21 protein-coding genes are annotated in these 26,590 nt (G+C 69.3%); 9 read left to right on the forward strand and 12 right to left on the reverse strand.

Annotated features, from left to right (window positions below; translation table 11 throughout):
* Window positions 1–105 precede the first annotated feature (105 nt).
* The 4 genes from I6I07_RS05685 (at window position 106) to I6I07_RS05700 (ending at window position 5,583) form a co-directional block, all read left to right on the forward strand.
* Window positions 106–1,341: a molybdopterin-dependent oxidoreductase gene (locus I6I07_RS05685; protein ID WP_198485943.1), complete on the forward strand. Its 1,236-nt coding sequence runs from the start codon at window positions 106–108 to the stop codon at window positions 1,339–1,341.
* 14 nt (window positions 1,342–1,355) lie between these two features.
* Window positions 1,356–1,679 carry a sulfite:cytochrome C oxidoreductase subunit B gene (locus tag I6I07_RS05690; protein WP_198485944.1) on the forward strand — a complete coding sequence of 108 codons (324 nt, stop codon included), beginning with the start codon at window positions 1,356–1,358 and terminating at the stop codon, window positions 1,677–1,679.
* Window positions 1,680–1,799: 120 nt separating this feature from the next.
* On the forward strand, window positions 1,800–3,503 hold the full coding sequence (locus tag I6I07_RS05695; protein ID WP_198485945.1) for an MFS transporter: 1,704 nt from the start codon (window positions 1,800–1,802) through the stop codon (window positions 3,501–3,503).
* A gap of 16 nt (window positions 3,504–3,519) precedes the next feature.
* A complete protein-coding gene (locus I6I07_RS05700; RefSeq protein ID WP_198485946.1) occupies window positions 3,520–5,583 on the forward strand; it encodes a site-specific recombinase in 2,064 nt (687 codons plus the stop codon).
* Between the two features lie 9 nt (window positions 5,584–5,592).
* Here I6I07_RS05700 and I6I07_RS05705 read toward each other — a convergent pair whose 3' ends face one another.
* Genes I6I07_RS05705 through I6I07_RS05720 form a run of 4 tightly spaced genes read right to left on the reverse strand, consistent with a single transcriptional unit; the run spans window position 5,593 to window position 10,220 of the window.
* Window positions 5,593–6,582, reverse strand: coding sequence for a spore coat U domain-containing protein (locus I6I07_RS05705; RefSeq protein ID WP_198485947.1), 990 nt, complete (start codon window positions 6,580–6,582; stop codon window positions 5,593–5,595).
* Window positions 6,579–8,924: a fimbria/pilus outer membrane usher protein gene (locus I6I07_RS05710; protein ID WP_420094542.1), complete on the reverse strand. Its 2,346-nt coding sequence runs from the start codon at window positions 8,922–8,924 to the stop codon at window positions 6,579–6,581. Before I6I07_RS05710 ends, I6I07_RS05705 begins: the two co-directional genes overlap by 4 nt.
* A gap of 55 nt (window positions 8,925–8,979) precedes the next feature.
* Complete coding sequence (locus I6I07_RS05715) at window positions 8,980–9,705, reverse strand: molecular chaperone (RefSeq protein WP_198485948.1); 726 nt, start codon at window positions 9,703–9,705, stop codon at window positions 8,980–8,982.
* On the reverse strand, window positions 9,705–10,220 hold the full coding sequence (locus I6I07_RS05720) for a spore coat U domain-containing protein (RefSeq protein ID WP_198485949.1): 516 nt from the start codon (window positions 10,218–10,220) through the stop codon (window positions 9,705–9,707). The genes I6I07_RS05715 and I6I07_RS05720 overlap by 1 nt, the downstream gene beginning before the upstream one ends.
* 498 nt (window positions 10,221–10,718) lie before the next feature.
* On the opposite strand from I6I07_RS05720, the gene I6I07_RS05725 reads away from it, so the two are divergent.
* Together I6I07_RS05725 and I6I07_RS05730 are read left to right on the forward strand one after the other, a co-directional pair.
* Entirely contained in the window at window positions 10,719–12,128 is a 1,410-nt protein-coding gene (locus I6I07_RS05725) for an MFS transporter (RefSeq protein ID WP_061072683.1), read from the forward strand.
* A 145-nt stretch (window positions 12,129–12,273) separates the two neighbouring features.
* Window positions 12,274–13,896, forward strand: a complete 1,623-nt coding sequence (locus I6I07_RS05730) for a methyl-accepting chemotaxis protein (RefSeq protein ID WP_198485950.1) — start codon at window positions 12,274–12,276, stop codon at window positions 13,894–13,896.
* 31 nt (window positions 13,897–13,927) lie between these two features.
* On the opposite strand, the gene hutI is transcribed toward I6I07_RS05730, so the two are convergent.
* The 6 genes from hutI to hutC form a co-directional block, all read right to left on the reverse strand.
* On the reverse strand, window positions 13,928–15,145 hold the full coding sequence (gene hutI / locus I6I07_RS05735) for an imidazolonepropionase (RefSeq protein WP_198485951.1): 1,218 nt from the start codon (window positions 15,143–15,145) through the stop codon (window positions 13,928–13,930).
* 28 nt (window positions 15,146–15,173) lie between these two features.
* Window positions 15,174–16,703 (reverse strand): histidine ammonia-lyase, encoded by a 1,530-nt coding sequence (hutH, locus tag I6I07_RS05740; protein WP_198485952.1) that lies wholly within the window; start codon window positions 16,701–16,703, stop codon window positions 15,174–15,176.
* Window positions 16,704–16,732: 29 nt separating this feature from the next.
* Window positions 16,733–18,151, reverse strand: coding sequence for a purine-cytosine permease family protein (locus tag I6I07_RS05745; RefSeq protein WP_198485953.1), 1,419 nt, complete (start codon window positions 18,149–18,151; stop codon window positions 16,733–16,735).
* Between the two features lie 66 nt (window positions 18,152–18,217).
* A complete protein-coding gene (gene hutU / locus I6I07_RS05750; RefSeq protein WP_198485954.1) occupies window positions 18,218–19,909 on the reverse strand; it encodes a urocanate hydratase in 1,692 nt (563 codons plus the stop codon).
* A gap of 144 nt (window positions 19,910–20,053) precedes the next feature.
* Entirely contained in the window at window positions 20,054–20,665 is a 612-nt protein-coding gene (locus tag I6I07_RS05755) for a HutD family protein (protein ID WP_198485955.1), read from the reverse strand.
* Window positions 20,662–21,405 carry a histidine utilization repressor gene (hutC, locus tag I6I07_RS05760; RefSeq protein WP_192579530.1) on the reverse strand — a complete coding sequence of 248 codons (744 nt, stop codon included), beginning with the start codon at window positions 21,403–21,405 and terminating at the stop codon, window positions 20,662–20,664. Before hutC ends, I6I07_RS05755 begins: the two co-directional genes overlap by 4 nt.
* A 135-nt stretch (window positions 21,406–21,540) precedes the next feature.
* Here hutC and I6I07_RS05765 point away from each other — a divergent pair, with 135 nt between their 5' ends.
* The 3 genes from I6I07_RS05765 to I6I07_RS05775 all read left to right on the forward strand — a co-directional run bounded on the left by I6I07_RS05765 (window position 21,541) and on the right by I6I07_RS05775 (window position 25,007).
* Complete coding sequence (locus I6I07_RS05765; protein WP_006392430.1) at window positions 21,541–21,831, forward strand: metal/formaldehyde-sensitive transcriptional repressor; 291 nt, start codon at window positions 21,541–21,543, stop codon at window positions 21,829–21,831.
* 26 nt (window positions 21,832–21,857) lie between these two features.
* Window positions 21,858–22,967: an S-(hydroxymethyl)glutathione dehydrogenase/class III alcohol dehydrogenase gene (locus tag I6I07_RS05770; RefSeq protein ID WP_008164710.1), complete on the forward strand. Its 1,110-nt coding sequence runs from the start codon at window positions 21,858–21,860 to the stop codon at window positions 22,965–22,967.
* A gap of 147 nt (window positions 22,968–23,114) precedes the next feature.
* Window positions 23,115–25,007: a bifunctional metallophosphatase/5'-nucleotidase gene (locus tag I6I07_RS05775; protein WP_198485956.1), complete on the forward strand. Its 1,893-nt coding sequence runs from the start codon at window positions 23,115–23,117 to the stop codon at window positions 25,005–25,007.
* On the opposite strand, the gene I6I07_RS05780 is transcribed toward I6I07_RS05775, so the two are convergent.
* The gene (locus I6I07_RS05780; protein WP_198485957.1) at window positions 24,973–26,130 is read right to left on the reverse strand and encodes a glycosyltransferase; all 1,158 of its coding nucleotides are present in this window, start codon (window positions 26,128–26,130) and stop codon (window positions 24,973–24,975) included. The two genes, I6I07_RS05775 and I6I07_RS05780, sit on opposite strands and share 35 nt — an antisense overlap.
* A gap of 9 nt (window positions 26,131–26,139) precedes the next feature.
* On the reverse strand, window positions 26,140–26,508 hold the full coding sequence (locus tag I6I07_RS05785) for a hypothetical protein (RefSeq protein WP_232625908.1): 369 nt from the start codon (window positions 26,506–26,508) through the stop codon (window positions 26,140–26,142).
* Window positions 26,509–26,590 lie beyond the last annotated feature (82 nt).

The raw sequence follows: 26,590 nt of genomic DNA on the forward strand, positions 1-26,590 counted from the left end.
TTGGAACGGCTGACGCAACTGTTAACGCATTTGTCAGGCCGGCGGGCGTAGCCTGATTCGGCCCCGCCGCAGGCGAGGGTACTAGAAAAACACAAGGAGACATGCATGAGCGCATTCGATACGGATGGGCGCAGGCGCTTCCTGCGCCAGGCCTGTACCCTGGGCGCGACCGGCACGCTGGCCGGCCACGCCCTCACCAGCCTGGCGGCCCCCGCCACCGTCACCCTGCCGTTCGCCAATGGCGAGCGCGACCTGATCGCCTACCCCCAGAAACGCCCCCTGATCCGCCAGACCTCGCGGCCGCCGCAGCTGGAAACGCCATTCGCGGTCTTCAACGACAGCGTGATCACGCCCAACGACGCCTTCTTCGTGCGCTACCACCTGGGCAACATCCCCACCGCCATCGACGCCGCCGCCTACCGGCTGCGCATCGGCGGGCGGGTGGGCACGCCGCTGGAACTGTCGCTGGCGGACCTGAAGCAGCAATTCGGCCAGCCGGTCGAGCTGGTGGCCGTGACCCAGTGCTCCGGCAACAGCCGCGGCTTCTTCGAGCCGCGCGTGGGCGGCGGGCAGCTCGGCAACGGCGCCATGGGCAACGCCCGCTGGCTCGGCATTCCGCTCAAGCGCGTGCTCGAGAAGGCCGGCATCCAGGCCGGCGCGCGCCAGGTCACGTTCCAGGGGCTGGACCGGCCGGTGCTGCAGGGCACGCCCGAATTCGTCAAGGCGCTGGACGCGGCCCATGCGCTGGACGGCGAGGTGATGCTGGCCTATGCCATGAACGGCGCCGACCTGCCGATGCTCAACGGCTATCCCGTGCGGCTGGTGGTGCCCGGCTATTACGGCACCTACTGGGTCAAGCACCTGGCGGACATCACGGTGCTGGACAAGGAGTTCGACGGCTTCTGGATGCAGAAGGCCTACCGCATCCCCGACAACGACTGCGCCTGTACGCCCGCGGGCAAGGCGCCGGAGAAGACCCGCCCCATCGGCCGCTACAACGTGCGCAGCTTCATCACCAGCCTGGCCGATGGCGCCCGCGTCGCCAAGGGCGCGCGGGTGCAGGTGCGCGGCATCGCCTTCGACGGCGGCCGCGGCATCCGCGAAGTGCAGTTCTCGGCCGACGACGGCAAAACCTGGCGCGCCGCCACGCTGGGCCAGGACCTGGGACGCTATTCCTTCCGCGAATGGCATGCCGACTTCACGCCGGCCCAGGCCGGCCGCTACGCGCTCAAGGTGCGCGCCACCAACCAGGCCGGCGAGACCCAGCCGCTGGAACCGCTGTGGAATCCGGCCGGCTACATGCGCAACGTGGTCGAAACCGTGCGCGTCGACGCCGCCTGAGCCAGGAGCCCGCCATGATCCCCTTCGCCCGCCTTGTCCTGGCCATGGCCGCCGCCGGCGCTGTCGCGCCCGCGTTCGCCCTGGACATCCAGCTGCCCCAGGAAACCGCCACCCTGCATCCCGGCGCCGGCCCCGGCGCCCAGGGCGCCACCCTGTGCCTGATGTGCCATTCGGTCGATTACCTGTCTTCGCAGCCGCCCATGCCGCTGGGCTTCTGGGATGCCGAGGTCAAGAAGATGGTCGGCACCTATGGCGCGCCGATTCCGGCCGAACAGGTGCCCCTGATCGTCGAGTACCTGAACCAGGCCTACCCCGGCCCGGCCCCGGCCAAGCCCTGAGCGCGTCCCGCGCGCCGCGCGTCTCCGGGGCGCGCGGCGCCTTGCCTTAACCCGGCCTCTCAATAGGCGTACCATTGGACAGCCCCCGCCCGCCGTCGCCGGGTGATCACAGAGGCTTCCATGCTCCAGCCCGTCTCGGCCAACAACGATCTTCCCCCCACCTCGCCGGGCGCGGCCGCCGCCGCCCCCAAACCCGTCCTGCGGGTCAGCACGCTATCCCCCTTCGCCTTCCCGGCGTTCCGCATTATCTGGATCGCCAACCTGTTCGCCAACCTGGGCACCTGGGCGCAGTCGGTGGCCGCGGCCTGGGTCATCACCACCGAGCAGAGCAGCCCGCTGATGGTGGCGATGATCCAGGTGGCCGCCGCCTTCCCGCTGGTGGCGCTGTCGATCCTGACCGGCGTGCTGGCCGACAACTACGACCGCCGCAAGGTCATGCTGGTCGGCATGCTGCTGGAGCTGGCCGGCGGCATCTTCATCACCGTGCTGGCATTCATCGGCCTGCTGCACCCCATCACCCTGATCGTGTCGGTCTTCTGCATCGCCATCGGCAGCGCCATCGTCACGCCCGCCTGGCAGGCGGCGGTGGGCGAACAGGTGCCGCGCGAGCACATCGGCAGCGCGGTGCTGCTCAACAGCGTCAACTACAACGTGGCGCGCGCGGTGGGGCCGGCCATCGGCGGCCTGCTGCTGGGCGCCGCCGGCGCGCCCGTCGTGTTCCTGCTGAACTGCGTCTGCTACGGCGGCCTGATCTGGGCCATCTGGCGCTGGCGCCGCGATGTGCCGCTGCGGCGGCTGCCGCCCGAACGGCTGCTGGAGGGCGTGGTCGCCGCGCTGCGCTACACCCAGCATTCCACCGTGACCCGGGTGGTGATGTTGCGCGCATTCGCCTTCGGCCTGTCGGCCAGCGCGCTGTGGGCGCTGCTGCCGCTGCTGGCCTACGCCCAGGAAGACGGCAACGCGCTGCTGTACGGCTACATGCTGGGCGCGCTCGGCGTCGGCGCCATCCTCGGCAGCGCCGTGGTGCGCCGGCTGCAGGCGGCCTGGGGCGCCAGCGGGCTGGTGACCGTCGCGGCGGGGCTGCTGGCCGCCTGCCTGCTGATCCTGGGGCTGACCAGCACGCTGTGGCTGGCGTTTCCGGCGCTGCTGGTGTCCGGCGCCTGCTGGATCGGCGTGCTCGCCACCTACAACACCACGGTGCAGATGCTGGTGCCCGACTGGGTCAAGGCGCGCTCGCTGGCGCTTTACCAGACGGCGATCTTCGGCGGGCTGGCGGCGGGCTCGTTCATGTGGGGCCACTTCGCCGGCACCATGGGCGTGTCCGGCGCGCTGTCGGCCGCGGGCGTGATGCTGGCCATCACCGTCGCGCTGCTGTACCGCTCGCGGCTGCCGGAGCAGGTCAACACGCAATCGCTGGCGCGCGCCGACACCACCGAGCCGGCGCTCTCGGCCGCCGGCTTCAACACCCAGCACGGCGCGGTGCTGGTGGCGGTGGAATACCTGATCCCCAAGGAAAAGCTGCCGGCCCTGATCGACGCGGCGCGCCCCCTGCGCCTGCTGCGGCTGCGCAACGGCGCGCAGCAATGGCAGCTGTTCCGCGACCTGGAGCGCGCAGGCGTCTGGCGCGAAGTGTTCCTGGTGGAAAGCTGGATGCAGTACCTGCGCATGATCGACCGCATGACGCTGGCCGACAAGATGGTGCTGGACGGCCTGCTGGCGCTGCATGACGGCGACAAGCCGCCGGTGGTGTCGCGCAACGTCAGCTATCTGGCGATGAACGAGGCGCAGGGCTTCTCGCTGCGCCGGGAACCCGAATCCCTCTGACCCGCGAGGTCCGACCATGGCGACTTCCCTCTGGCGTAAATGGCGTGCCGCGCGCCATGGCGGCCCGCAGCTCGACACCCTGCTGTCGAGCGCCGACCCGGACGCGCCACTGGCGCAGCGCAACCTCTGGATGGTCGACCTGTGCCGCTGGATCGACCGGCCCGCGCGCGACCCGGCGGAAGACGGCCGCCATCCGCAACACGCCCGCCTGCGCTACGTGCTGCAGGTGCTCGAGAACAACCCGGCGCTGGCCGCGCCGGTGGCCGCCACGCTGCGCTCGCTCATCACCGACAACGACCCCACCTCGCTGCTGTGCGATACCGGCGTGGCCTCGCACCCCGGCTTCTGGGGCGAGTTCTGGGAGCGGGCGCAGGCGCGGTTGCTGCCGCCCCCGCCCAATCGCGGCGACATGTTCGGCCTGTTCTCGCTGATCTTCCGCAAGGCGCACGACGCCGCCTGGATCGAAGCCCTGGACGAAGAGACCCGCGCCCGCCTGCGCCGGCTGCTGCGGCACGGCGACGGCCTCGCCCACGCCGACCCGATGGCGCCCGAGCCGCCGCCGCAACACCTGGTCGATGCCCTGACCGGCAGCATCCAGGTATTGGCCAGCCAGGTGCGCGCCACCGGCCTGAGCCAGGACATCCGCAGCCGGCTGCCCGGCCGGGTACGCGAAAGCCCGTTCTTCGCGCTGGCCGCCGCCGCGGCCGAACTCTGCGACAGCAACCCCGATACGCCGCGCGACGTCTTCGGCAGGCGGCTGAACGTGTTCCGGGCGCTGCTGGACAGCTGCCGCGACGCCACCCGCGAGGTCTACGCCGAGCTGGAGCAGAACGGGGTATCGGTCGAAGTGGTGTTCCAGATCGAACGCATGAAGCTGCGGCTGGCCCGCATCGAACTGCTGCTGGGCGTGTGGGTCGACCCCACCCAGCGCAGCAAGTATGCCCACCTGATCGCCGAACTGGTCCGCTCGACCCAGGCGCGCAGCAGCATCCGCCACCTGGCCGCGTCGTCGTTCGCGCAACTGGCGCGCCGCGTCATGGAGCGCACCGCCGAGACCGGCGAGCACTACATCGCCCGCGACACCGCCGAATACCTGTCCATGCTGAAGGCGTCGGCGGGCGGCGGCCTGGTGATGGTGCTGACCGTCTACCTGAAGTTCTTCATCGTCTCGCTGCACCTGGACAAGTTCATCGAAGGCCTGCTGGCCTCGCTCAACTATGCCGGCGGATTCCTGGCGATCCATTTCGCCCACTTCACGCTGGCCACCAAGCAGCCGGCCATGACCGGCCCGGCCCTGGCGCACCGGCTCGACGAGGCCAACACCCCCGAGGGCCGCGAGGCCTTCCTGGACGATACCCTGTCGATGATCCGCTCGAACGCGGCGGCCATCCTGGGCAACCTGGCGGTGGTGTTCCCGCTGGCCTGGGCCGTGCAGTGGGTGGCGCAGCACTGGCTGCAACGGCCCCTGATCGATGCCGCCAAGGCGCAGGCCACGCTCGACTCGTTCTCCCTCTGGGGGCCGACGCCGATCTATGCCGCCGCCACCGGCGTGCTGCTGTGGCTGTCCAGCCTGATCGCGGGCTGGGCGGACAACTGGTTCGCCCTGCATCGCGTGCACGACGTCATGGCCTACGACCGCCGCATCCGCCACCTGTTCGGCGCACGCGGCGCGGCGCGCTGGGCCGGCTTCTGGCAGCGCAATGTCTCCGGCATCGCCGGCAACGTGTCGCTCGGCCTGATGCTGGGCCTGGGGCCGGCCATCGTCAGCTTCTTCGGCCCGCACGTCGAAGTGCGCCACGTCACGCTCAGCGCCGGCCAGATCGGTTCGGCCATCGGCGCGCTGGGTTGGAACGTGGTGCACACGCATGCCTTCTGGATGGCGGTGGCGGGCACCGCGGTGACCGGCCTGTTGAACGTGGGCGTGAGCTTCGCGCTGGCCTTCAATGTCGCGTTGCGGTCGCGCAACCTGCGCCGCGGCGATCGCCAGGCGCTGGCGCTGGGGGTGCGTCAACGCATCTGGCAACGGCCGGCCACGCTGTTCTGGCCGGTCAAGCCGCGCGTCGCGTCGCCCCCGGCCTGAGCGCGCGCCTCAGAACGTGATGGTGACCAGCACGGTGTCCTTGTAACTGCCCGGGCGCGGCGTGGTCTGCACGGGCACCCGTCCATACACCGTGAACACCTGGTTGGCGCCCGTTCCCGTGCGGTTGAGCGTGGCGCCGCCGGTCACGCCATCGCCCCATACCGTCGCGTAGTTCGCATCCTGGTACAGCTGATAGCCAACCGTATCGGCCGCCGTCGCGTGCTTCATCTTGCGCGCCGACACATTGTTGGCCACCGACCCGCCATTAAGCGCCACCGAAAACGCATTGTTGTTGGTGCATCGCACCGTGACCTGCGCATTCCCGGTGACCGCCTGCGTGAGCAGGCCTTGCGGCGGAAACACCAGGTCGGTGGTGTTGATCGTGCAATTCTTCTGCACCGTGGCCTGCACGGTCAGCGGGATCGACAGCCGCACGGTCGGCGCGGCGATCGGGCAGTTCACCAGCAACGAGGCCAGCAGCCCGATCGCGATATCGACGTAGCCGGTGGTGGTGTAGGTCTCGCTGTAGAGCGTATTGGCGTTGCCGACGGTCGAGACCGTGTTCTGGCCGCCCGGCAGCTTGGCGTAGTAGGAAAACGTCGCCGACGCATTGCCCCCGAGCGCGGGGCCGGTCAGCAGTATCGAGGTCGGCGCCGTGGTGCCGGCCGTGCTCCACACCTGGCTATGGCCGCTGTCCGTGTAAAGGTTGTAGTTCATGCGGAACGCGCCAGCGCCCATGGCCCGCGCCGCGGTCGAGGGGCTGGTGGTGCCCACGCCCATGTAGAAACACAGCCGCGCCCCCAGCGCCAGCGCGGTGAAATTGCAGTTGACGACGACGCTGTTGGCATCCGCGAAGGTATCGGTGGACACCAGCGGATTGACCGTGCCGAAGTTGATCGTCGACGTCGTTCCCGCCCCCAGCGAGCACGAACTGGCCTGCGCATCGGCGACCACGCCCAGCCCCAGCAGGGCGCCCACGGCGAACACCGCGGATTTCATTGACCAGGCTCCTTCAAGGGCTGACAAATGAACGGCCCCAACGTGGGCAGCGGACGCGCCGGATCGTGGCGGTACGGGAATTGCACCACGCACGACACTCCGCTGCCTTTCACGCGCAGGTGATTCTCGGCCAGCAGGTCTTCGACAAAGGCGATGCCGTCGTAGCCCACCACCGACTGCTTGCCGCTTTCGACGTGGGCCACCCGCGCGCCCACCGGCAACACCGAGCCATCCGGCATATGCAGGATGACCGATGCCGCCGCATAACGCTGCAACTGGAACTTGACCAGCACGCCGGAACCCGCCTGCGGCACCGCCACCGCCTTGGTCGACTCCAGTTTCATGTCGACCGGCAATTCGTCCGGATCGATGGACAGGCGGTTGATCTGGTACGAATTCAGGTCCGGCACCAGCAGGTGGCCGGCGCTGTTGGTGCGGCCCAGCTTGCGGTTCTCGTGCAGCACCGCCACATCCGGCGTGCCATCGGTGCTGACCAGGGCGAAGCCGTCGTTGATGCGGCGCGACGGCGTCAGCGAACCGTCCATCAGCACCACCGCCCCGGTGGCCTGCAACGCCGCCTGGCTCTTGCCGCCGTAGTCCTGGCCCAGCGCGGTCAGCTGGCCATAGCGGCCCAGGAACTGTACCTTGCCCTGGTTGTACTGCATGCCACCACTACGGCCGTTCTCCACGCCCCAGCCCCAACCGCCGTCGTAGTCCACATTGCGCTGCGCGCCGACGCTATAGATGTCCTGGTCTCCTTGCCGGCCGACCGAGGCGTTGATCTGCGTGTTGTCGCCCAGCAGGATGGAAAAGCCGACAAAGACCCCGTGCGAATTGGTCTGCGCGAAATCGTTGTACGCGCTGACGTTCATCGACACGCGGCTGTGCAGGTTGGCGGTGTACGAGGCCGACCCGATCTTGGCGGCCGGCACCTGCGGCATGCGAAAGCCGATATAGCTCAGCGCGACGCTCTGCGACTGGGTCAGCGGCAGCGAGAAAGTGACCCGGTCGGTCTGCCGCGGCACGGGCGCGTCCTCGCGCGAGCCGAGGTCGCCGTAGTTGCCCAGCGCACGCACGGTCTGCAGTTCGAGGCTGAAGGCTGGCTCGATGTATTGATAACCCAGGCTGACCTGGCCGCCGTTGTAGTGGCCGGCGCTGCCGGACAACGCGCCGTTGACCACGCCCGCCTGCCCCAGCCGCACGAGCGCGCCCGCGCCGACGTTGTAGACGCCGGCGCTAATTTCCGTGTGGCCTTCCAAGGTCAGCGCATCGTCCAGGCCATAGCGCCCCGACGCCGTGACGGCGGGCCGCTTGTCGTAATCGAACGAGCGCACGCTGAACTGGCGCCGCGCGACGCCGACCTCGATGGAGTAGCTGGACAGGCCGGCCGCCAGCATGCGCGTGTCGATGTAGAGCGGCACCGACGTGCTGACGCTGCGGCCCAGCGCATCGCGCGTGACCAGCGTGGCCTGGCCCGAGCCGGTGACACCGGGAATCTGGTTGACCACGAACGGGCCGGCCGGCACGTTGCCGGAATACTGCTGCACGCCATTGACGTACAGCGACACGGAAGAGGGCACCACCGACGAGGCGCTCAGCGACGACACCGGAAACGTCACCAGGTCCGGGCGCAGCGCGAAGTTGCGGCCCCACTGGATCCCGGCCACGCGCACCGAACGCGACCAGTTCAGCGACGAGGTGATGGTGTCGCCGACCCGCAGGGTGCGCAGCGTGTCCTGGTCGGAATGGGTCCAGTAGGTGTCATAGCGGATGTAGCGGTCGGCCCGCCCGCCCAGGTAGGCGGTGCCGGTGTTGTTCAGCGTGCCGTGCGGATCGAAGTAGCGCTGCTCGGTGTACATCGACACCTTGTTGTAGGCATCGGTCTGCGCGTAGGCCTCGTAGTTCACGATCAGGCCGCGGCCCGAGGTCGCGGGCGGCGTCTGCGACAGGCCACGCGTGTCCACCTGGAACGGCCGGCGCAGCGCGTCTGGCACCACCAGGCTCACCGTCTGCATGGCGGCGTTGTAGGTGTAGCGCAAGCCGGCGATGTCATCGAGCGGGATCTCGCTGTCGCGCGGCGCGCCGAGCTTGCTCACGTCCACCCCGACGGACCCCAGCGCGCCGGGGCTGGCGGACAGCCGGCCCTGCGCATCGCGAAAACGCAACAGCTGCGTGGTGTTCACGCCGTTGATACTCACCTCCAAATAGACGTCGCGTTCGGCGATATTGCCGAACGACACCAGTTGGATGGGCAAATCCGCCGCCGCCGCCGTCGCGCCGGACAATACGAGCGCGAGGCGGCAGGCGCAGCGCCCGCAAGCACGGATCGCGCGTACTGCCATGGGCTGCCTTCTCTTACCCCGCGGCCGCCGACAGGGCGGCGCGGGACGCAATCAGTCAGTCGACTCGCGGCGTGATGGTGACGTTGCTCCCGTTCACCAGGGCCCGGATCCTGATCTGGCCGGCCGCATCTTGTTTGGCGGGAAAGCGCCACTGCCGTTCGCGACGGGCCAGGGCATATCCCAGCAGGCCGTCCACTTTCGCCAGCGGCGCGTCGGCGCCGGACAGCAGTTGCAGCGACGCCACCTGCGCATAGCGGGTGCCGGAGTTGTCGAGCCGCAGGACCCATTCCTTGCCCTGCCGCGACAGGTGCCAGGCCAGCTCGGGCGCGGGCTCCGGCGTGGCGCCGGCCACGAACACGGGCACGGAGTAACGCATGCGCAGCACCACGCCATTGACCATCGGCGTGGACGGATCGGGAATTTCGTCGATCACCAGCCGGTAGCTCTGTTCCAGCGCCGCCAGTTCCTTGCCGACGCGCACCAGACGCACCAGCTGTTCGCCGTTGGGCGGCACCTGGATGATCGGCGGGCTGGCCTGGATGTCCTGCGTCGGCGTCAGTACGTCTTCGCCCTGCGTCTGGTCCCAGGCGTAGACGCGGACCTGGCCGTAGATCGGCGTGGCGCCCGGGTTGCGCAGCTGGATGCCGGTGGCGCCCTGTTGCGGCGCCAGGTCCACCAGCACGGGAGAAATCTGCAAGGTGGCGGCCTGGACGGGCAGGGCCGCCAGGCTGATACCTCCCGCCAATATCGCGCTGGCCAGTATCCGGAAGGCGCGGGCCACTAGAAGTACACCGTCGCGGTGACGGTGGACGAGTACGTATCAGGCGCGGGCGTGGTCTGGGCGGGCACCGTGCCGTTCACCGTCAGCGCCTGCGACGAGCCGCTTCCCGTGCCGCCCACGCGGTCCGCGGTGCCGGTGTCGCCCCACACCACGGTCTGGTTGGGCGCGGGCTGGTACAGCTGATAGGACACGACGGACGCGGTATTGCCGGTGGTGGTGCCCTGCATGTAGCGGGTGGCGAATGTCGAACCGGTCCCGGTGCCGACGCTCAGGCCCACCGTATAGGGCGTGGTGTTGGTGCAGGTCACGTTGACCGTGGTGGTGTTGTTCAGCGCGGTATTGAGCACACCGTGGCTGCCGAAATTGAGATTATTCGCGCCGATCGTGCAATTCGCGGTGATGGTCAGCGTCACGGCCATGTTGGCCGTGGTCTGGGCACGCGCGGCGCCGGGCCATGCCCCGGCCACTGCCAGCGTCAAAGTCAGAGTCGTCGCGCACAAGGACAAGCGTTTCATGAATCACCCCCACGAAATACTGCTGCACTGTCAGACCTGCATGAAGAATCATCGTATGACTAATAAACCGGCCTCGCACAATCTCGTTAATTTCCAACACCCCGCGCTTACTACTTCTCACCAACAGGATTAAGAATCGGAGCCAACGAATTGAATTCGTCTCTATGAAAACACGATTAATCCCGGAGCGGATAAATTGTTGTAATTCAGCACTCTATGTAATTTCAATTAGTAACAAGCCAAGCCGAATCAGCGATTATTCCGGGCCGCCCGATTAATATTTCCGGATTATCTGGCGCCGATCCGGGGTGACCACCCGGTCGCATTAATCGCCATCGGTCGATAATCCTGCCGCGCCCGGCATTCCAACCACCGCCGGCATCCGGTTCGCGGCCCGGCAGCGCGCCTCCGGCTGACGAAGCGTTGAATCGACATGTCGCACTAGAATCAACGCTCACCCACAGCCGTCGGCCCCGGCGTTTCGCCGCGCGTCTCCCCATGTTCTCCTTCTCAAGCAACACCATCCATCCGGCGGGCCGCGGCCTGCCGGCGTCCGAACGCCTGGGCGCGTTGCTGGCCGTCATGCTGGCGGTCTGCATGGCCAGCCTCGACACCGCCATCGCCAACACCGCGCTGCCCACCATCGCGCGCGACCTGCAGGCCAGCGACGCGGGTTCCATCTGGGTCATCAGCGGCTACCAGCTGGCGATGGTCGCGGGCCTGCTGCCGGCCGCGGCGCTGGGCGAGATCCTGGGACACCGCCGCGTCTACATGGTCGGCATCGTGGTGTTCACGCTGGCCTCGCTGGCCTGTGGCCTGGCGCCGTCGCTGCCGGTGCTGGTCGCCGCCCGCATCCTGCAGGGGCTGGGCGCGGCCGGCGTCATGAGCGTGAACGCGGCCCTGCTGCGCTTCATCTATCCGGCCCCGGTGCTGGGTCGCGGCATGGGCCTGAACGCGATGGTGGTGGGCCTGTCATTCGCGGCCGGGCCGACCGCGGCCTCCACCATCCTGCTGCTGGGATCGTGGCACTGGCTGTTCCTGATCAACGTGCCGATCGGCCTGCTGGCGGTGGCGCTGGGCCTGCGCGGCCTGCCGCTGACCACGCGCGCGCCGCACGGCTTCGACGGCCTGGCCGCGGCGCTGTGCGCCATGACGCTGGGGTTGTTCGTGCTGGGCTCGAACGAACTGGCGCACAGCGCGCCGTGGCAGCGCGTGACGCTGGAATGGGGCCTGGCCGCGGCCAGCCTGTGGCTGCTGATGCGGCGCCAGGCCGGCCACCCCGCGCCGATCCTGGCGGTGGACCTGTTGCGCCGGCCACTGTTCGCGCTGTCCGCCGCCACCGCCGTGTGCGCGTTCGCGGCGCAGGCGCTGGCGTTCGTGTCGCTGCCATTCCTGTTCCAGACGGTGCTGGGCTACACCCAGGTGCATACCGGTTTTCTCATCACGCCATGGCCGGTGGTGGTGGCGATCATGGCGCCCATCGCCGGGCGCATGTCGGACCGCTATCCGGCCGGCATGCTGGGTGGCGTGGGGCTGGCGCTGCTGGCCCTGGGCATGGCGTCGCTGGCCGTGCTGCCGGCCGCGCCTTCGGCGTGGGACATCTCGTGGCGCATGGCGCTGTGCGGCGCCGGCTTCGGCTTCTTCCAGTCGCCCAACCTGCGCGCCATCATGACCTCGGCGCCGCCGTCGCGCGCGGGCGGGGCCAGCGGCATGATCGGCACGGTGCGGCTGCTGGGCCAGGCCACCGGCGCGGCGCTGGTGGCCGCCTGCTTCAACGTGTCGACCACCCACGGCGCCGTGATCGCGCTGTGGCTGGGCGGTTTGTGCGCCGCGCTGGCCAGCCTGGCGAGCTTCGCGCGGCTGCGCTTTGGCGCGATCGAACCGGCCGAAGCGCCCGCCGCACGCTGAAAAGACACTTTTATTACAGTTAATGTCGTTATATATCTCTGCCCGGCCGACACATACGTAAGATGTGCAACATGCGCTAAATATCAATGGGGCCGGGCCGTTGTCCGGGGTGTAGCAGTCTCCTCTACACCCTAGAACGACGCGTATGACACAGTTCCTGAAAGACATCACCATCCGCCGCATGATCCTGGGCACGCTGCTCATGATCAGCGTCCTGTTCGCCGGCCAGGCGACCATCAGCGTCAACGGCCTGCGCCACGCCGGCGACGCCCTCGAAGCCAGCAACGATCTGCTGAACGAAGTTTCCTCGCTGTCCCTCGTCAACGACCAGATCATGCGGGCCCGCCTGCGGCTTGCCCGCCAGCTGGAATACGCCCGCGACGGCCTGGCCGCGCCGGCGGCCGAAGAAGGCCGCGCGATCGACGCGGCGCTGCAGGAAGCCCGCAAGAGCCAACAGGCGTTCCTGGAATCGGCCCAGAACGATACCCCCGCGTCGATCCTCGACCCGCTGCGCAACGACTTCGACGCGCTGGTCAATGGCGGCATCGCGGTGCAGCGCAATTTCCTGGCGCAGGACGATATCGAGAAGGCGCGCGCCCACGCCTCGGGGCCGGTCGTCACCGCCAGCCGCGCCTTCGGCAAGAGCATCGAGAACTACCAGGCCTACGCCAAGCAGCGCCAGGAAAACCTGATCGCCCGCTCAACGACCGAACGCCACGAGGCCTTCACGGGCATCGGCATCGTACTCGGCATCAGCCTGCTGCTGCTGGTGCTGGGCGACCGCTATGTCGTGCTCTTCATGCAGCGGCCCCTGAACGTGGTCAAGCGGCACTTCCAGCACATCGCCTCGGGCGATCTGACCGCGCCCATCGCCACCTACGGCAATAACTGCGTCGGCCAGTTGATCCCCTACCTGCAGGAAATGCAGGCCAGCCTGGTGCAGACCGTGCATTCGGTGCGCGACGGCGTGGCCGAGATCAACACCGGCTCCAGCGAGATCGCCGCCGGCAACCAGGACCTGTCCAGCCGCACCGAGCAACAGGCCGCCTCGCTCGAGGAAACCGCGGCCAGCATGGAAGAGCTGCTGTCCACCGTCACCAGCAACGCCGACAACGCGCGCCAGGCCAACGCCATGGCCGCCGAGGCCTCGGAAGTGGCCCGTCGCGGCGGGGCCGCGGTGCAGAGCGCGGTCGCCACCATGCGCGAGATCGCGCAGGACTCGGGCCGCATCGAGGACATCGTCGGCGTAATCGACGGCATCGCCTTCCAGACCAACATCCTGGCGCTGAACGCCGCGGTCGAGGCCGCGCGCGCCGGCGAGCAAGGCAAGGGCTTCGCGGTGGTGGCCGGCGAAGTGCGCTCGCTGGCGCAACGCAGCGCCAGCGCCGCCAAGGAAATCAAGCAGTTGCTGGGCGCCTCGGGCGCGACGGTGCAGGCCGGCGCGGTCCAGGTCGAGACCGCCGGCCGCACCATGGAGGAAATCCAGGCGGCGATCGAGCGGCTGACCACGCTGGTCGGCGACATCGCCAGCGCCTCGCGTGAACAGGTGACCGGCATCGACCAGGTCAACACCGCCGTCACGCAGATGGATCAGGTGACGCAGCAGAACGCCGCGCTGGTCGAACAGGCCGCCGCCGCGGCGGCCTCGCTGGAATCGCAGGCGCAACGTTTGCAGCAATCGGTCAGCACCTTCCGGCTGCCGGCCGGCCAGCAGGAATACGCGCCGCAGGCCTTGCCGATGCGCGAACGCCTGGCGCTGTCGGCCTGATCGCCGCGCGGGGCGCCGGCCGGCGCCCCCGTCAGTCCAGCGTGGTCGCGCAGGCGGCCTGGCCGTGGCGGATGACCCGCTTGGGCAGTTCGCCGCCGATCCAGTACGCCAGCTCGGCGGGATGCGCGATGTCCCACGCCACGAAGTCGGCGACCATGCCGGGCGCCAGCACGCCGTGGCTGGCCTGCAGCCCGAGCGCGCGCGCCGCATGGACCGTGGCGCCGGCCAGCGCCTCCTGCGGCGTCAGGCGGAACAGGGTGCACGCCATGCTCAGCATCAGCCGCAGCGACAACGCGGGCGAGGTGCCCGGATTCAGGTCGCTGGAGATCGCGATGGGCACGCCGTGGCGCCGCAACAGGTCGATCGGCGGCAGCTGCGTTTCGCGCAGGGCGTAGAACGCGCCCGGCAGCAGCACCGCCACCGTGCCGGCCGCGGCCATGGCGCGCACGTCGGCCTCGGTCAGGTACTCCAGGTGATCCGCCGACAGCGCGCCATAGCGCGCGGCCAGGCTGGCGCCGTGCAGCGATGACAACTGCTCGGCATGCAGCTTGACCGGCAGGCCCAGCTGGGCCGCGGCCTGGAAGACACGCTCGACCTGCGCGGGCGAGAAGGCCAGGTGCTCGCAGAACGCGTCCACCGCGTCCACCAGGCCCTCGGCCGCCAGCACCGGCAACATGCGCCGCACGACCTCGTCGATATAGTCGTCGCCGCGGCCCGCGAATTCCGGCGGCAGGGCGTGCGCCGCCAGGCAGGTGGCGCGCACGGTCAGCGGCAGCGTCTGCCCGAGGTGGCGCGCCACCCGCAGCATCTTGCGTTCGTTGGGCAGGTCCAGGCCGTAGCCGGACTTGATCTCCAGCGTGGTCACGCCGTCCCGCAGCAGGTGCAGCGCGCGCCGCCGCGCGCTGGCGTACAGCGCCTGCTCGGTGGCGGCGCGGGTGGCGCGCACCGTGCTGGCGATGCCGCCGCCCTGGGCCGCGATCACCGCGTAGTCCACGCCCTGCAGGCGCTGCTCGAACTCCTGGCTGCGGTCGCCGCCGAACACCAGGTGGGTGTGGCAGTCGATCAGCCCGGGCGTCACCCAGGCGCCGCCCAGGTCATGTTCGGCCGCCTCGTCGCCGCGCGGCAGGTCGGCTTCCGGGCCGACCCATTCGATATGCTGGCCGCGCGTCACCAGCGCGGCCCGTTCGATGGCGGCGTATTCGCCGCCGGCCATCGTCGCCACGTGGCAGTGGCGCCAGATCTGTTTCATGGGCTCGCTCCCGTCATCATGGCCGCGCTCACAGGCTGGGCAGCAGGCCCGCCGGCACCAGCGCGTTCAGGTGGCGGCCGGCGATCAATTGGCTGGCGGCCTCGATGTCGGGCGCGAAGAAGCGGTCCTTCTCGTAGTGCGCGACCTTCTCGCGCAGCAGGCCGCGCGCGCGCTCCAGCTTGGGCGAGGTCTTCAGCCCGGCGCGAAAGTCCAGCCCCTGGCAGGCGCCCAGCCATTCGATCGCCAGGATGTCGCGCACGTTGTCGGCCATCGGCCAGAGCCGCTTGCCGGCGTTGGGCGCCATCGACACGTGGTCTTCCTGGTTGGCCGAGGTCGGCAGGCTGTCGACGCTGGCCGGATGCGCCAGCGCCTTGTTGTCGCTGGCCAGCGCGGCCGCCGTGACCTGCGCGATCATGAAGCCCGAATTGACGCCGCCGTTGCTCACCAGGAACGGCGGCAGTTGCGACATGTGCTTGTCCATCATCAGCGAGATGCGGCGTTCGGACAGCGCGCCGATCTCGGCCAGCGCCAGGGCCAGGTTGTCGGCCACCAGCGCCACCGGCTCGGCGTGGAAGTTGCCGCCCGACAGCACGTCGCCCTGTTCGGCGAACACCAGCGGGTTGTCGGACACGGCGTTGGCCTCGATCCCCAGCACCTGCGCCACATGGCGGACCTGCGTCAGGCAGGCGCCCATCACCTGTGGCTGGCAGCGCAGCGAGTAGGGGTCCTGGACCTTGTCGCAATCGACGTGCGAATGGCCGACCTCGCTGTCTTCGGTCAGCAGGTCGCGATAGACGGCGGCCACGTCGATCTGGCCGGGCTGGCCGCGCGCCTCGTGGATGCGGGCATCGAACGGCACGCGCGACCCGAGCATCGCTTCCACGCTCAGGCTGCCGCAGACCAGGCCGGCGGCCAGCAGGTCCTCGGTCTCGAACAGGCCGCGCAGCGCATAGGCCGTCGACACCTGGGTGCCGTTCAGCAGGGCCAGGCCTTCCTTGGCCGCCAGCGTCAGCGGCTCCAGGCCGGCGCGGGCCAGCGCAGCCTTGGCCGGCAGCCACTCGCCGTCGCAACGCGCGCGGCTTTCGCCCAGCAACAGCAGCGACATGTGGGCCAGCGGCGCCAGGTCGCCCGAGGCGCCCACCGAACCCTTGAGCGGGATGTGCGGATAGACGCCGGCATTGACCAGCGCGATCAGGCTGTCGATGACCTGGCGGCGGATGCCCGAGCGGCCGCGCGCCAGGCTGTTGATCTTGAGCACCATGATGAGCCGCACCATGGCGTCGTCCAGCGGCTCGCCCACGCCGGCCGCATGCGACAGCACCAGCGAGCTCTGCAATGCCTGCAGGTCCTCGCGCGCGATCTTGGTGGAAGCCAGCAGGCCGAAGCCGGTGTTGATGCCGTAGGCGGTGCGGCCCTCGGCGATGATGCGCTCGACGCAGGCGACGCTGGCGTCGATCGGGCCGTAGGCGGCCGGGTCCAGCGTCACGCGGCCCGCGTGCTGGTACACCTGGCGCAGTTGCGCCAGGGTCAGGTGGCCGGGGTTCAGGTGCAGATCCATTTCTTATTCTCCAGGACGGATATTCGATGTCATGCGATGTCGTGTCCGCGCCGGGCCGGGCGGGGCGCGGGCGCCTGCCCGCGGCGGGCGAACACGTAATAGAGCAGGCCGGGCACGATCAGGCCGATGATCCACGAGATGTCCACGCCCCCCAGGCGCGCGACCATCGGGCCGGTATAGAGCTTGGTCGAGATGAAGGGCATCTGCACCAGCACCCCGAACACGTACACCAGGATGCCGGGCCAGTTCCAGCGGCCATAGCGGCCGTCCGGATCCGACAGTGCCGCCACATCGTAGCGCTCGCGGTTGATGAAGTAGTAGTCCACCAGGTTGACGGCGCTCCAGGGCGTGAAAAAGGCCAGCAGGAACAGGATGAACGACTTGAACGCGTTCAGGAACGAATGCTGGCCCACCAGCGCCACGCAGGTGGCCGCGCCGACGATCAGCAGCACGAACACCAGCCGCTGGCGCCGCGAGATCTCCACATGGCCGCGAAAGCCGCTGATGATGGTGGCGATGCACATGAAGCTGCCGTACGAGTTCAACGTCGAGATGGTGACCTTGCCGAAGGCGATGCTGAAGTACAGCAGCGCCGCGGTGGCGCCGGCGCCGCCCAGGCCGACGATGTACGCTACTTCGCGGCCGGCGAATTGCCCGGCCGCCATGGCGGCCGCCAGCACGCCCAGGGTCATGGCGATCTGCGCGCCCACGACCGACCCCAGGCCCACCGCCAGGAAGGTCTTGAACGACGAGGTGCGGCTGGGCAGGTAACGCGAGTAATCCGCCACGTACGGGCCATAGGCGATCTGCCACGAGGCCGCCAGCGACACCGCCAGCAGGAACGAGGTCCAGCTGAAATGGCGGATCTGCAGCAACTGGCCGACGTCGCCCAGCGCGATCACGCGGCTGAACAGGTAGACGAACGCGATCAGCCCCAGCACGCTGGCGACCCGCCCGATGAGGTGGATCATGCGGTAGCCGAACACCGTGACCAGCACGATGACGGCGGCGAACAACAGGATGCCGGCGCTGTCGCTGACGCCCAGCAGCTGGCCGATGGCCTGCCCCGACAGCACGGTGCCGGTGGCCGTGAACCCCAGGTACATCAGGCACACCAGCACGATCGGAATGGCCGCGCCGTAGACGCCGAACTGCACGCGGCTGGAAATCATCTGCGGCAGGCCCAGCTTGGGCCCCTGGGCCGCGTGCAGCGCCATGACGGCGCCGCCGAAGATCTGGCCGAGCAACAGCCCGATCAGCGACCAGAACACGTCGCCGCCCAGCACCACCGCCAGCGCGCCGGTGACGATGGCGGTGATCTGCAGATTGGCGCCCAGCCACAGCGTGAACTGGCTGTAGAGCCTGCCATGGCGTTCGGTTTCCGGAATGAAGTCGATCGAGCGCCGCTCGATCAGCGCCCCGTCGTGCGACCCGCTGTCCTGCTCCATGCGTTGTCTCCTGGCGGGCGCCGCGCGGCGGCGCCCGGGTGTTGTGCCGTGGCCGCCGGCCCCGGATCAGCGTCGGGCGTTGACCATGGGCAGATCCAGGCCCTGCTCGCGGGCGCAATCGACCGCGGCGTCATAGCCTGCGTCGGCATGGCGCATCACGCCGGTGCCCGGGTCGTTGGTCAGCACGCGCGCGATACGCTCGGCCGCGGCATCGGTGCCGTCGCACACGATGACCATGCCGGCGTGCTGCGAGAAGCCCATGCCGACGCCGCCGCCATGATGCAGCGACACCCAGGTGGCGCCGCCCGCCGTGTTCAGCAGGGCGTTGAGCAGCGGCCAGTCGGACACCGCGTCGGAGCCATCGCGCATGGCCTCGGTTTCGCGGTTGGGGCTGGCGACCGAGCCGGAATCCAGATGGTCGCGGCCGATCACTACCGGCGCCGACAGCTCGCCGCTGCGCACCATCTCGTTGAACGCCAGGCCCAGCCTGGCGCGCTGTCCCAGGCCAACCCAGCAGATGCGCGCCGGCAGGCCCTGGAAGCGGATACGCTCGCGCGCCATGTCGAGCCAGCGATGCAGATGGTCGTCGTCAGGGATCAGTTCCTTGACCTTGGCGTCCGTCTTGTAGATGTCCTGCGGATCGCCCGACAGCGCGGCCCAGCGGAACGGGCCGACGCCGCGGCAGAACAGCGGGCGGATGTAGGCGGGCACGAAGCCCGGGAAATCGAAGGCGTTGGCGACGCCTTCCTCTTTGGCCATCTGGCGGATGTTGTTGCCGTAGTCGAACGTCGGCACGCCCTCCCGCTGGAACGCCAGCATGGCTTCGACGTGCACCGCCATCGACTGCTTGGCGGCCTTGACCACGGCGGCCGGCTCGCGCTTGGCGCGTTCGCGGTATTCGGCCCAGGTCCAGCCGGCCGGCAGGTAGCCGTTGAGCGGATCGTGGGCGCTGGTCTGGTCGGTCACCATGTCCGGACGCACGCCGCGCCGCACCAGTTCGGGCAGCACCTCGGCGGCGTTGCCGCACAGCGCGACCGACACCGCGCGGCCTTCCCGGGTATAGCGGGCGATGCGGGCCAGCGCGTCATCCAGGTCGGCCGCCTGTTCATCGACATAGCGGGTGCGCAGGCGGAAATCGATGCTGGCCTGCTGGCATTCGATCGTCAGCGAGCAGGCGCCCGCCAGCGTCGCCGCCAGCGGCTGCGCGCCGCCCATGCCGCCCAGGCCGGCGGTCAGCACCCAGCGGCCGGCCAGCTTGCCGCCGTAGTGCTGGCGGCCCGCCTCGACGAAGGTCTCGTAGGTGCCCTGCACGATGCCCTGGCTGCCGATGTAGATCCAGCTGCCGGCGGTCATCTGGCCGTACATGGCCAGGCCCTTGGCGTCGAGCTCGTTGAAATGTTCCCAGGTGGCCCAGTGCGGCACCAGGTTGGAGTTGGCGATCAGCACGCGCGGCGCGTTGGCGTGGGTCTTGAACACGCCCACCGGCTTGCCCGACTGCACCAGCAGGGTTTCGTCGTCTTCCAGGCGCTTGAGCGTCTCGACGATCTTGTCGTAGCAGTCCCAGTCGCGCGCGGCGCGGCCGATGCCGCCGTAGACCACCAGTTCCTTGGGGTTCTCGGCCACGTCCGGATCGAGGTTGTTCATCAGCATGCGCAGCGGCGCTTCGGTCAGCCAGCTCTTGGCGGTGAGCTGGTTGCCGCGCGGCGCGCGGATCTCGACGTCGCGGTATCGGTTCGATTGTTCCAAGGCAGTCTCCATGATCGATGGCGCGGCGCGGGACGATGCGCGGCCTGTTGCCGGAATCATAGGATGCCTATGCTTGTATATACAAGTTGATTGGATGCCTTCCGGATAGGGGATTTCCCGTACGACGCCGCGCTTGGCGGGCGCCGCACGGCGGCGTCAGCCCTGGCGCGACTGCAGCTCGATCAGGCAGGCGTCGAGGGCCGTGGCCGATTCCAGGCGGTATTCCGCCAGGCCGCCGGCGTCGGCCGCGCTGTCCACGTGCAGGCAGTCGTAGCGCGCCGGCGCCGGCAGCGACTGGCCGTCGCGCCGCACGCTGAGCGCATCGCCGGCGTTCAACAGCAGCACGATGCTGGCCGCGCTGTGGAAGGTCCAGTCGCGCACGCCGCCGATCCATTGCAGCCGCGCGTGGTAATGGCGCGGCGAGTAGATCAGGTTGAAATCGCGGATGGGGCCATCGAGCAGCCGGCAATCGACCCGCGCATCGCCCGAGAATGCATAGGCCTGGCGCGCCCGCAGCGGCGCCTGGGCCTGGCCGTCGACGGTCAGCGCGATGCCCGCGCCTTCCAGCACGGTGATGACGCGCTGCAACCCGCTGAACGCGGAAAAGCCGCCGTCCTGCGCCACGTCGGCGATCGACAGGCGCCAGGTGAACGCGGCGCTGCTGCCGCCGGCATTGCACGCCACCTCCTGGGTGGTGCCGCCGCCATTGCGCCACGGCATGCGGGGATAGTCCTGTGCCCGGTACAGGCGCACGTCTGGCGAAGTCATGTGGAGAATTTTCCTTCCAGGCGATGGCGCGAGCCGGGGTGGATCAGGCGCGCCAGGGTCACGGCGCGCTCGCCCGACCAGGTGCGCCGGCGGATCAGCAGGCAGGGTTCGTTGCGCTCGATCTGCAGCAGCTGGCATTCGCGCGGCTTGGCGACGATGGCCTCGACCACGTGCTCGCCCTCGGTCAGCGGCGCCACCCGCGTCAGGTATTCATAGGGCGTGTGCCGGGTGAAGTCCTGCTTCAGGTAGTCGGGCGCCAGCCGCACGTTGACGTAGCGGTCTTCGAGCTGGATCGGCACGTCGTCCTCGAAGTGCACGATGAGCGAATGGAACACCGGCTGGCCTTCGCGGATATCGAGCGCGATGGCCTGTTCGCTGCCGGCCGCTTCCTCGACCAGCCGCACCACGCGGCTGTGGTGGCGATGACCGCGGGCCACGATCTCGTCGGCGATGTTGTTGACCGAGAACAGCGCCGAACGCGTCTTGGGCTGGGCCACGAACGTACCCACGCCCTGCATGCGCACCAGCAGGCCCTCGGCGGTCAGCTCGCGCAGCGCGCGATTGATGGTCATGCGGGAATAACCGAGCTCCTGAACCAGCTCGCTTTCCGAGGGCACGCGGTAATGCGCCGGCCACGCGCCGCTGCGGATCTGCTGGGCGATCATCTGCTTGAGTTGCGCGTAAAGCGGCGCGGGCAGGGTGTTGGCCTGGGCCGGCAGGCTGGGCGGATTGGAAGCCACGGAATATCCTGTTGTCGTGCCGTTGGACGAAAACCGATTATAGGGGGCCACTAGACATGTACAGACAGGCGACCCGCGCTGGACGCGGACGACCTGGCTGCGTATACTCCCCCCCTGTATCTACCGGAGCCTGCCGTGCCCCATTCCCCCGCAGAGAAAAAGCGCGTCACCACGCGCCTGCGCCGCATCCAGGGCCAGGCGCTGGCGCTGGAGCGCGCCGTCAACGAAGGCACGGAATGCGGCGCGCTGCTGCAACAGCTGGCCGCCCTGCGCGGCGCGGCCACCGGCCTGATGGCCGAAGTGCTGGAAAGCCACCTCCGGGAGACCTTCCTCCAATCCGCCCAGGGCGGACGGCCCGGCGCCACGATCGAACCCGAAGCGGAAATCGATCAGATCATGCGCATCGTCCGTTCCTATCTGAAATAACGCCATCGACCTCGTGGAGCAAAGCTATGAAATCACGCGCAGCAGTCGCATTCGGACCCGGCAAGCCGCTGGAAATCGTTGAAATCGACGTCGCGCCGCCGCAGCGCGGCGAAGTGCTGGTGCAGATCACCCACACGGGCGTCTGTCACACCGACGCCTTCACCCTCAGCGGCGACGACCCTGAAGGCCTGTTCCCCGCCGTGCTGGGCCATGAAGGCGCCGGCGTGGTGGTCGAGGTCGGCGAAGGCGTGACCTCGCTCAAGCCGGGCGACCACGTCATCCCGCTCTACACGGCCGAGTGCCGCGAGTGCAAGTTCTGCCTGTCGGGCAAGACCAACCTGTGCCAGAAGGTGCGCGCCACCCAGGGCAAGGGCGTGATGCCCGACGGCACCTCGCGCTTCAGCTACGAGGGCAAGCCGCTCTACCACTACATGGGCTGCTCGACCTTCAGCGAATACACCGTGGTCAACGAGATCTCGCTGGCCAAGATCAACCCGGCCGCGCCGCACGAGAAGGTCTGCCTGCTGGGCTGCGGCGTCACCACCGGCCTGGGCGCGGTGCACAACACCGCCAAGGTCAAGGAAGGCGACACCGTGGCCGTATTCGGCCTGGGCGGCATCGGCCTGGCGGTGATCCAGGGCGCGGTGCAGGCCAAGGCCGGCCGCATCATCGCGGTCGACACCAACCCCAACAAGTTCGTGCTGGCCAGCGCCATGGGCGCCACCGACTGCATCAACCCCAAGGATTACGACAAACCGATCCAGGAAGTGATCGTCGAGCTCACCGACGGCGGCGTCGACTTCTCATTCGAGTGCATCGGCAACGTGCACGTGATGCGCGCCGCGCTCGAATGCTGCCACAAGGGTTGGGGCGAGAGCATCATCATCGGCGTGGCCGGCGCCGGCCAGGAAATCAGCACGCGTCCGTTCCAGCTGGTCACCGGCCGCGTGTGGCGCGGTTCGGCCTTCGGCGGCGTCAAGGGCCGAACCCAGCTGCCCGGCATGGTCGAGGACGCGATGAGCGGCAAGATCGACCTGGATCCGTTCGTGACCCACACGCTGCCGCTGGACCGCATCAACGAGGCCTTCGACCTGATGCATGAAGGCAAGTCGATCCGCACCGTGATCCATTACTGATCACGCACGACTGCCACGGCCACGGGCCCGGCGCGCGAGCGTCGGGCCCGTGGCGTTTGTAACGGCGCCCGGCCAGGCCCGGCGTTCATCTGCCCGTAGCCTTGGCCCGCGACCATGTTGCCCATGATGGCACCCGGACGCGCGCGAATGACCCCATGGAGAATCCCCGCCGGCATGGCGGCCTCGAGCCTGCTGGCGCTGCTGGCCGCCTGCGGCGGTTCCGCGGGCGGCGCGCCCGCGGGCCGGCCCATGGAACTGACGATCCTGCACATCAACGATCATCATTCCAACCTGGACGCGCGTCCCGGGAACCTGCAACTGCGCAACGCCGCCGGCGCACGCGTCACCGTCGGCGCACAGATCGGCGGCTTCCCGCGGGTGGCCGCCGCCTTCAAGGCGCTGGCCGCGCAATCGCCCAACGTGCTGATGCTGCATGCCGGCGACGCCACCACCGGCACCATGTACTTCAACCGCGCCGGCGAACCGGGGCAGGCCGACACCGCGTTGATGAATACGGTCTGCTTCGACGCCATGGCGCTCGGCAACCACGAATTCGACCTGGGCGACCGCGGCCTGCGGCGCCTCATCGAGCAGTTGCACGCGGGCCGGTGCCAGACGCCCGTGCTCAGCGCCAACGTCGCCTTCGGCGCCGATTCCGTCCTGAACCCCGCGCGCGCGCCCGGCATGGTGCTGCCGTCGGTGGTGCTGCAACGCGCCGGCCAGCCCATCGGCCTGATCGGCCTGACCATCGCCAACAAGACCCGGCAGTCGTCCAGCCCCGACCCCGGCACGCGATTCTCCGACGAGACCACCGCCGCGCAGCGGCAGATCGACGCGCTGCGCGGCCAGGGCGTCAACAAGATCGTCCTGGTCAGCCATATCGGCTATGACTACGACCGGCGGATCATTCCGCGGCTGAGCGGCGTGGACGTGGTGGTCGGCGGCGATTCGCACACACTGTTGGGCCCCCAGGCGCTGTCGACCTATGGCGTCGGCGCGCCCGCCGGCCCGTATCCCGCCGAACTGCGTGACAGGGACGGCAAGCGCGTCTGCCTGGTGCAGGCCTGGGAATATTCGCAGGTGGTGGGCGAGCTGAAGGTCCGCTTCGACGGCAACGGCGACGTGACCGCCTGTTCCGGCACCCCGCATGTGCTGCTGGGCGATGCCTTCACGATCGCCGGCGCGGCCCCCAGCCCCGTCGACCGGGCCGCCCTGCTGGCCGACATCGCCGCCAGCGGCTTCCTGCGGGTGCAGGCGCCCGACCCGCTCGCCACGGAGGCCTTGCGGCCCTTCAAGGCCCGGGGTGACGCCTTCAGCGCGAGCGTGGTGGCGACGGTGCCGCGCGAACTGTGCTCGCGGCGCGTGCCGGGCGGTCCGGGTTCGCGCGACTATGGCCGCTCCAGCGTCGCCTGCAATACCCTGGGCAACGTCGACCGGCACGGCGGCGACATCCAGCAGTGGGTCGCGCAGGCCTACCTGGAGATCGCCAATGCCCGCTATGGCGGCGCCGACATCTCGCTGCAAAGCGGCGGCGGCGTGCGCGTGCCGCTGCTGGGCCCGGTGACGGCGGCCAAGGTCGTCGAAGTGGTGCCGTTCGGCAGCCCGCTATGGCGGCTCGAGCTCAGCGGCGCCGAGGTCAAGCGCATGCTGGAGGATGGCATGCAGGCGGTCTACGGCCCCGGTGGCTCGACCGGCCCGTACCCCTATGCGGGCGGCTTGCGCTGGGACGTGAACGCCGCGCAGGCCGAAGGCAGCCGCGTGTCGAACATCGAGGTGCGCGACAACGCCAGCGGCAACTGGCTGCCGCTGGACCCGGACCGCACCTATAAGCTGTTCGTCCTGAGCTTCAACGCCAACGGCGGCGACGGCTACAAGACCCTCGCCAAGGTGCCGGCCGCGCGGCGCCAGGACATCGGCGTGCTCGATGCGGATGTCCTGCAGGCCTACATCGACAAGCAGGCCAGGGACCCCGTGTCCGGCCTGCCGGTGCTGAACCTGCTGCCGATCAGCCAGTACAGCACCAAGACTTACAGCGAGTGAGCGAACGCGGCTGGCTGGCTTCGTCATAGATCCGCTCGGTACCGCGCACGAATGCCTCCAGCGAAAAATCCCGCACCGCCCGGCGCCGCGCGGCAGCCGCCATCCAGTCGAGCAGGATGCGGTTCTCCAGGATATCGGCCAGCGTCTCCGCCACCCGCGGCGGCGCCGACACCGGCACGATCCAGCCGTTGCCGCCTTCCATGACGTTCTCGGCCAGGCCGCCGGTGTCGCTGACGATGACGGGCCTGCCCGCCGCCATCATCTCGCGGCAGGCAAAGGAAATCGTCTCCAGCCGCGACGACAGCACGAAGCCCACGTCCATCGCCGCCAGCAGCGGCCGCACGTCGCGCAGCAGGCCCGTGAACACCACCGCGCCGGCCATGCCCAGCGCCTCAACCCGTCGCAGCTCGGCGGCCGAGGGCGGCAGGCCGGCGATCAGCACCGCGATCTGTTCGCGCTGCGCCGGCGGCAGCAAGGCCACGGCCGCCACCATGTCCAGCCAGTTCTTGTGGCTGGCCGTGCCGGCGTGGCTGCCAACCACCAGGCGCTCGCGCAACGCCGGCGGCAGCAATTGCTCACGCGCCCGGGCGGCCTCGCCAGGCGCCGCCGGGCGGTAGCGCGCCGTGTCGACGCCGTTGCGCACCAGCCGCAGGTCCTGCGGGCGGAAGGCCGACCGGCCCATGCCATCGAAGGTGTGCTGGCTGACGCAGATGACGCGATCGGTCGCCAGCATGGCGCGCAGCCGCGCGCCCAGGCTGCGGGGATGACGGCCATTGTGCTGGGTGTAGACGATGAACGGCCGCGGCGGCCCCAGGCCGGCGGCCGCCAGCATGCACAGGCGATGGTCCGCCGAGCCGTTGACGTGGATCACGTCGAACGCCTCGGCCCGCAACAGCGCGCGCAACTGGCGCAAGGCGCGCCATTGCCGCGCCGGCGCGCCCTTGAACTGCAGCGCGACCGTGCGCACGCCGGGCAGGGCGGCCGCTTCGTCAAGCAGTCGGCTGCCGCGCGGCGCGGCGACCGTGACGTCCGCGCGCGCGGCCAGCGCACGCGCCAGCGACATGACGTAGGTGGTGTGGCCGCCGCCGTCACCCAGGTGGAAGTTGGTGTACAGGATCTTCATCGCCCGCCCTCAATCCTCCTGTAGCGCCTGGCACAGGGCGGCGGCGTACTCGGGGCCGTTGCGCATCCGCACATAGGTCGCGTAATGCTGGCGGTAGCGCTCGCTGTAGACGTCCGGCAGGGGCCGCGCGCGCGACAGCTGCGACATGCCCGAGGCGCGCCACACCTCGACCTGCGCGCGCACCTCGGCGCGCGTGAGCGGTCCCTGCGCCTGCCGGCGCTCGAAGGCGTCGCGCACGAAATCCGGCAGATCGCACGCCCTGTTCGCCGCCGCCGGCGCGTCGCCGGCGCTCGCCGGCTGGGCCGCCGACGCCTGCGATCCGGCCATCAGCCCCGCCGCCACCGCGACGCAACCGGCCGCCTGTTTCCATCGCTGCATCGCTGCTCCCTGGCGCCCACCCCGCGCCGCCGATGGGCGCGGCCGATGAACAGGAACAGTCTAGGAAGCGCGACGCGACAGG

This window comes from Achromobacter deleyi, assembly GCF_016127315.1.
In the GTDB taxonomy this organism is placed as follows: Bacteria; Pseudomonadota; Gammaproteobacteria; order Burkholderiales; family Burkholderiaceae_B; genus Achromobacter; species Achromobacter insuavis_A.

Coding starts and splice junctions, on each gene's coding strand:
- I6I07_RS05770 (WP_008164710.1), top strand. CDS start 21,858: ATGAAATCACGCGCAGCAGTCGCATTCGGACCCGGCAAGCCGCTGGAA.
- I6I07_RS05785 (WP_232625908.1), bottom strand. CDS start 26,508: ATGCAGCGATGGAAACAGGCGGCCGGTTGCGTCGCGGTGGCGGCGGGG.
- I6I07_RS05705 (WP_198485947.1), bottom strand. CDS start 6,582: ATGAAATCCGCGGTGTTCGCCGTGGGCGCCCTGCTGGGGCTGGGCGTG.
- I6I07_RS05745 (WP_198485953.1), bottom strand. CDS start 18,151: ATGGAGCAGGACAGCGGGTCGCACGACGGGGCGCTGATCGAGCGGCGC.
- I6I07_RS05695 (WP_198485945.1), top strand. CDS start 1,800: ATGCTCCAGCCCGTCTCGGCCAACAACGATCTTCCCCCCACCTCGCCG.
- I6I07_RS05725 (WP_061072683.1), top strand. CDS start 10,719: ATGTTCTCCTTCTCAAGCAACACCATCCATCCGGCGGGCCGCGGCCTG.
- hutI (WP_198485951.1), bottom strand. CDS start 15,145: ATGAAACAGATCTGGCGCCACTGCCACGTGGCGACGATGGCCGGCGGC.
- I6I07_RS05685 (WP_198485943.1), top strand. CDS start 106: ATGAGCGCATTCGATACGGATGGGCGCAGGCGCTTCCTGCGCCAGGCC.
- I6I07_RS05710 (WP_420094542.1), bottom strand. CDS start 8,924: ATGGCAGTACGCGCGATCCGTGCTTGCGGGCGCTGCGCCTGCCGCCTC.
- I6I07_RS05775 (WP_198485956.1), top strand. CDS start 23,115: ATGACCCCATGGAGAATCCCCGCCGGCATGGCGGCCTCGAGCCTGCTG.
- I6I07_RS05780 (WP_198485957.1), bottom strand. CDS start 26,130: ATGAAGATCCTGTACACCAACTTCCACCTGGGTGACGGCGGCGGCCAC.
- I6I07_RS05720 (WP_198485949.1), bottom strand. CDS start 10,220: ATGAAACGCTTGTCCTTGTGCGCGACGACTCTGACTTTGACGCTGGCA.
- I6I07_RS05730 (WP_198485950.1), top strand. CDS start 12,274: ATGACACAGTTCCTGAAAGACATCACCATCCGCCGCATGATCCTGGGC.
- I6I07_RS05755 (WP_198485955.1), bottom strand. CDS start 20,665: ATGACTTCGCCAGACGTGCGCCTGTACCGGGCACAGGACTATCCCCGC.
- hutH (WP_198485952.1), bottom strand. CDS start 16,703: ATGGATCTGCACCTGAACCCCGGCCACCTGACCCTGGCGCAACTGCGC.
- I6I07_RS05700 (WP_198485946.1), top strand. CDS start 3,520: ATGGCGACTTCCCTCTGGCGTAAATGGCGTGCCGCGCGCCATGGCGGC.
- I6I07_RS05690 (WP_198485944.1), top strand. CDS start 1,356: ATGATCCCCTTCGCCCGCCTTGTCCTGGCCATGGCCGCCGCCGGCGCT.
- hutU (WP_198485954.1), bottom strand. CDS start 19,909: ATGGAGACTGCCTTGGAACAATCGAACCGATACCGCGACGTCGAGATC.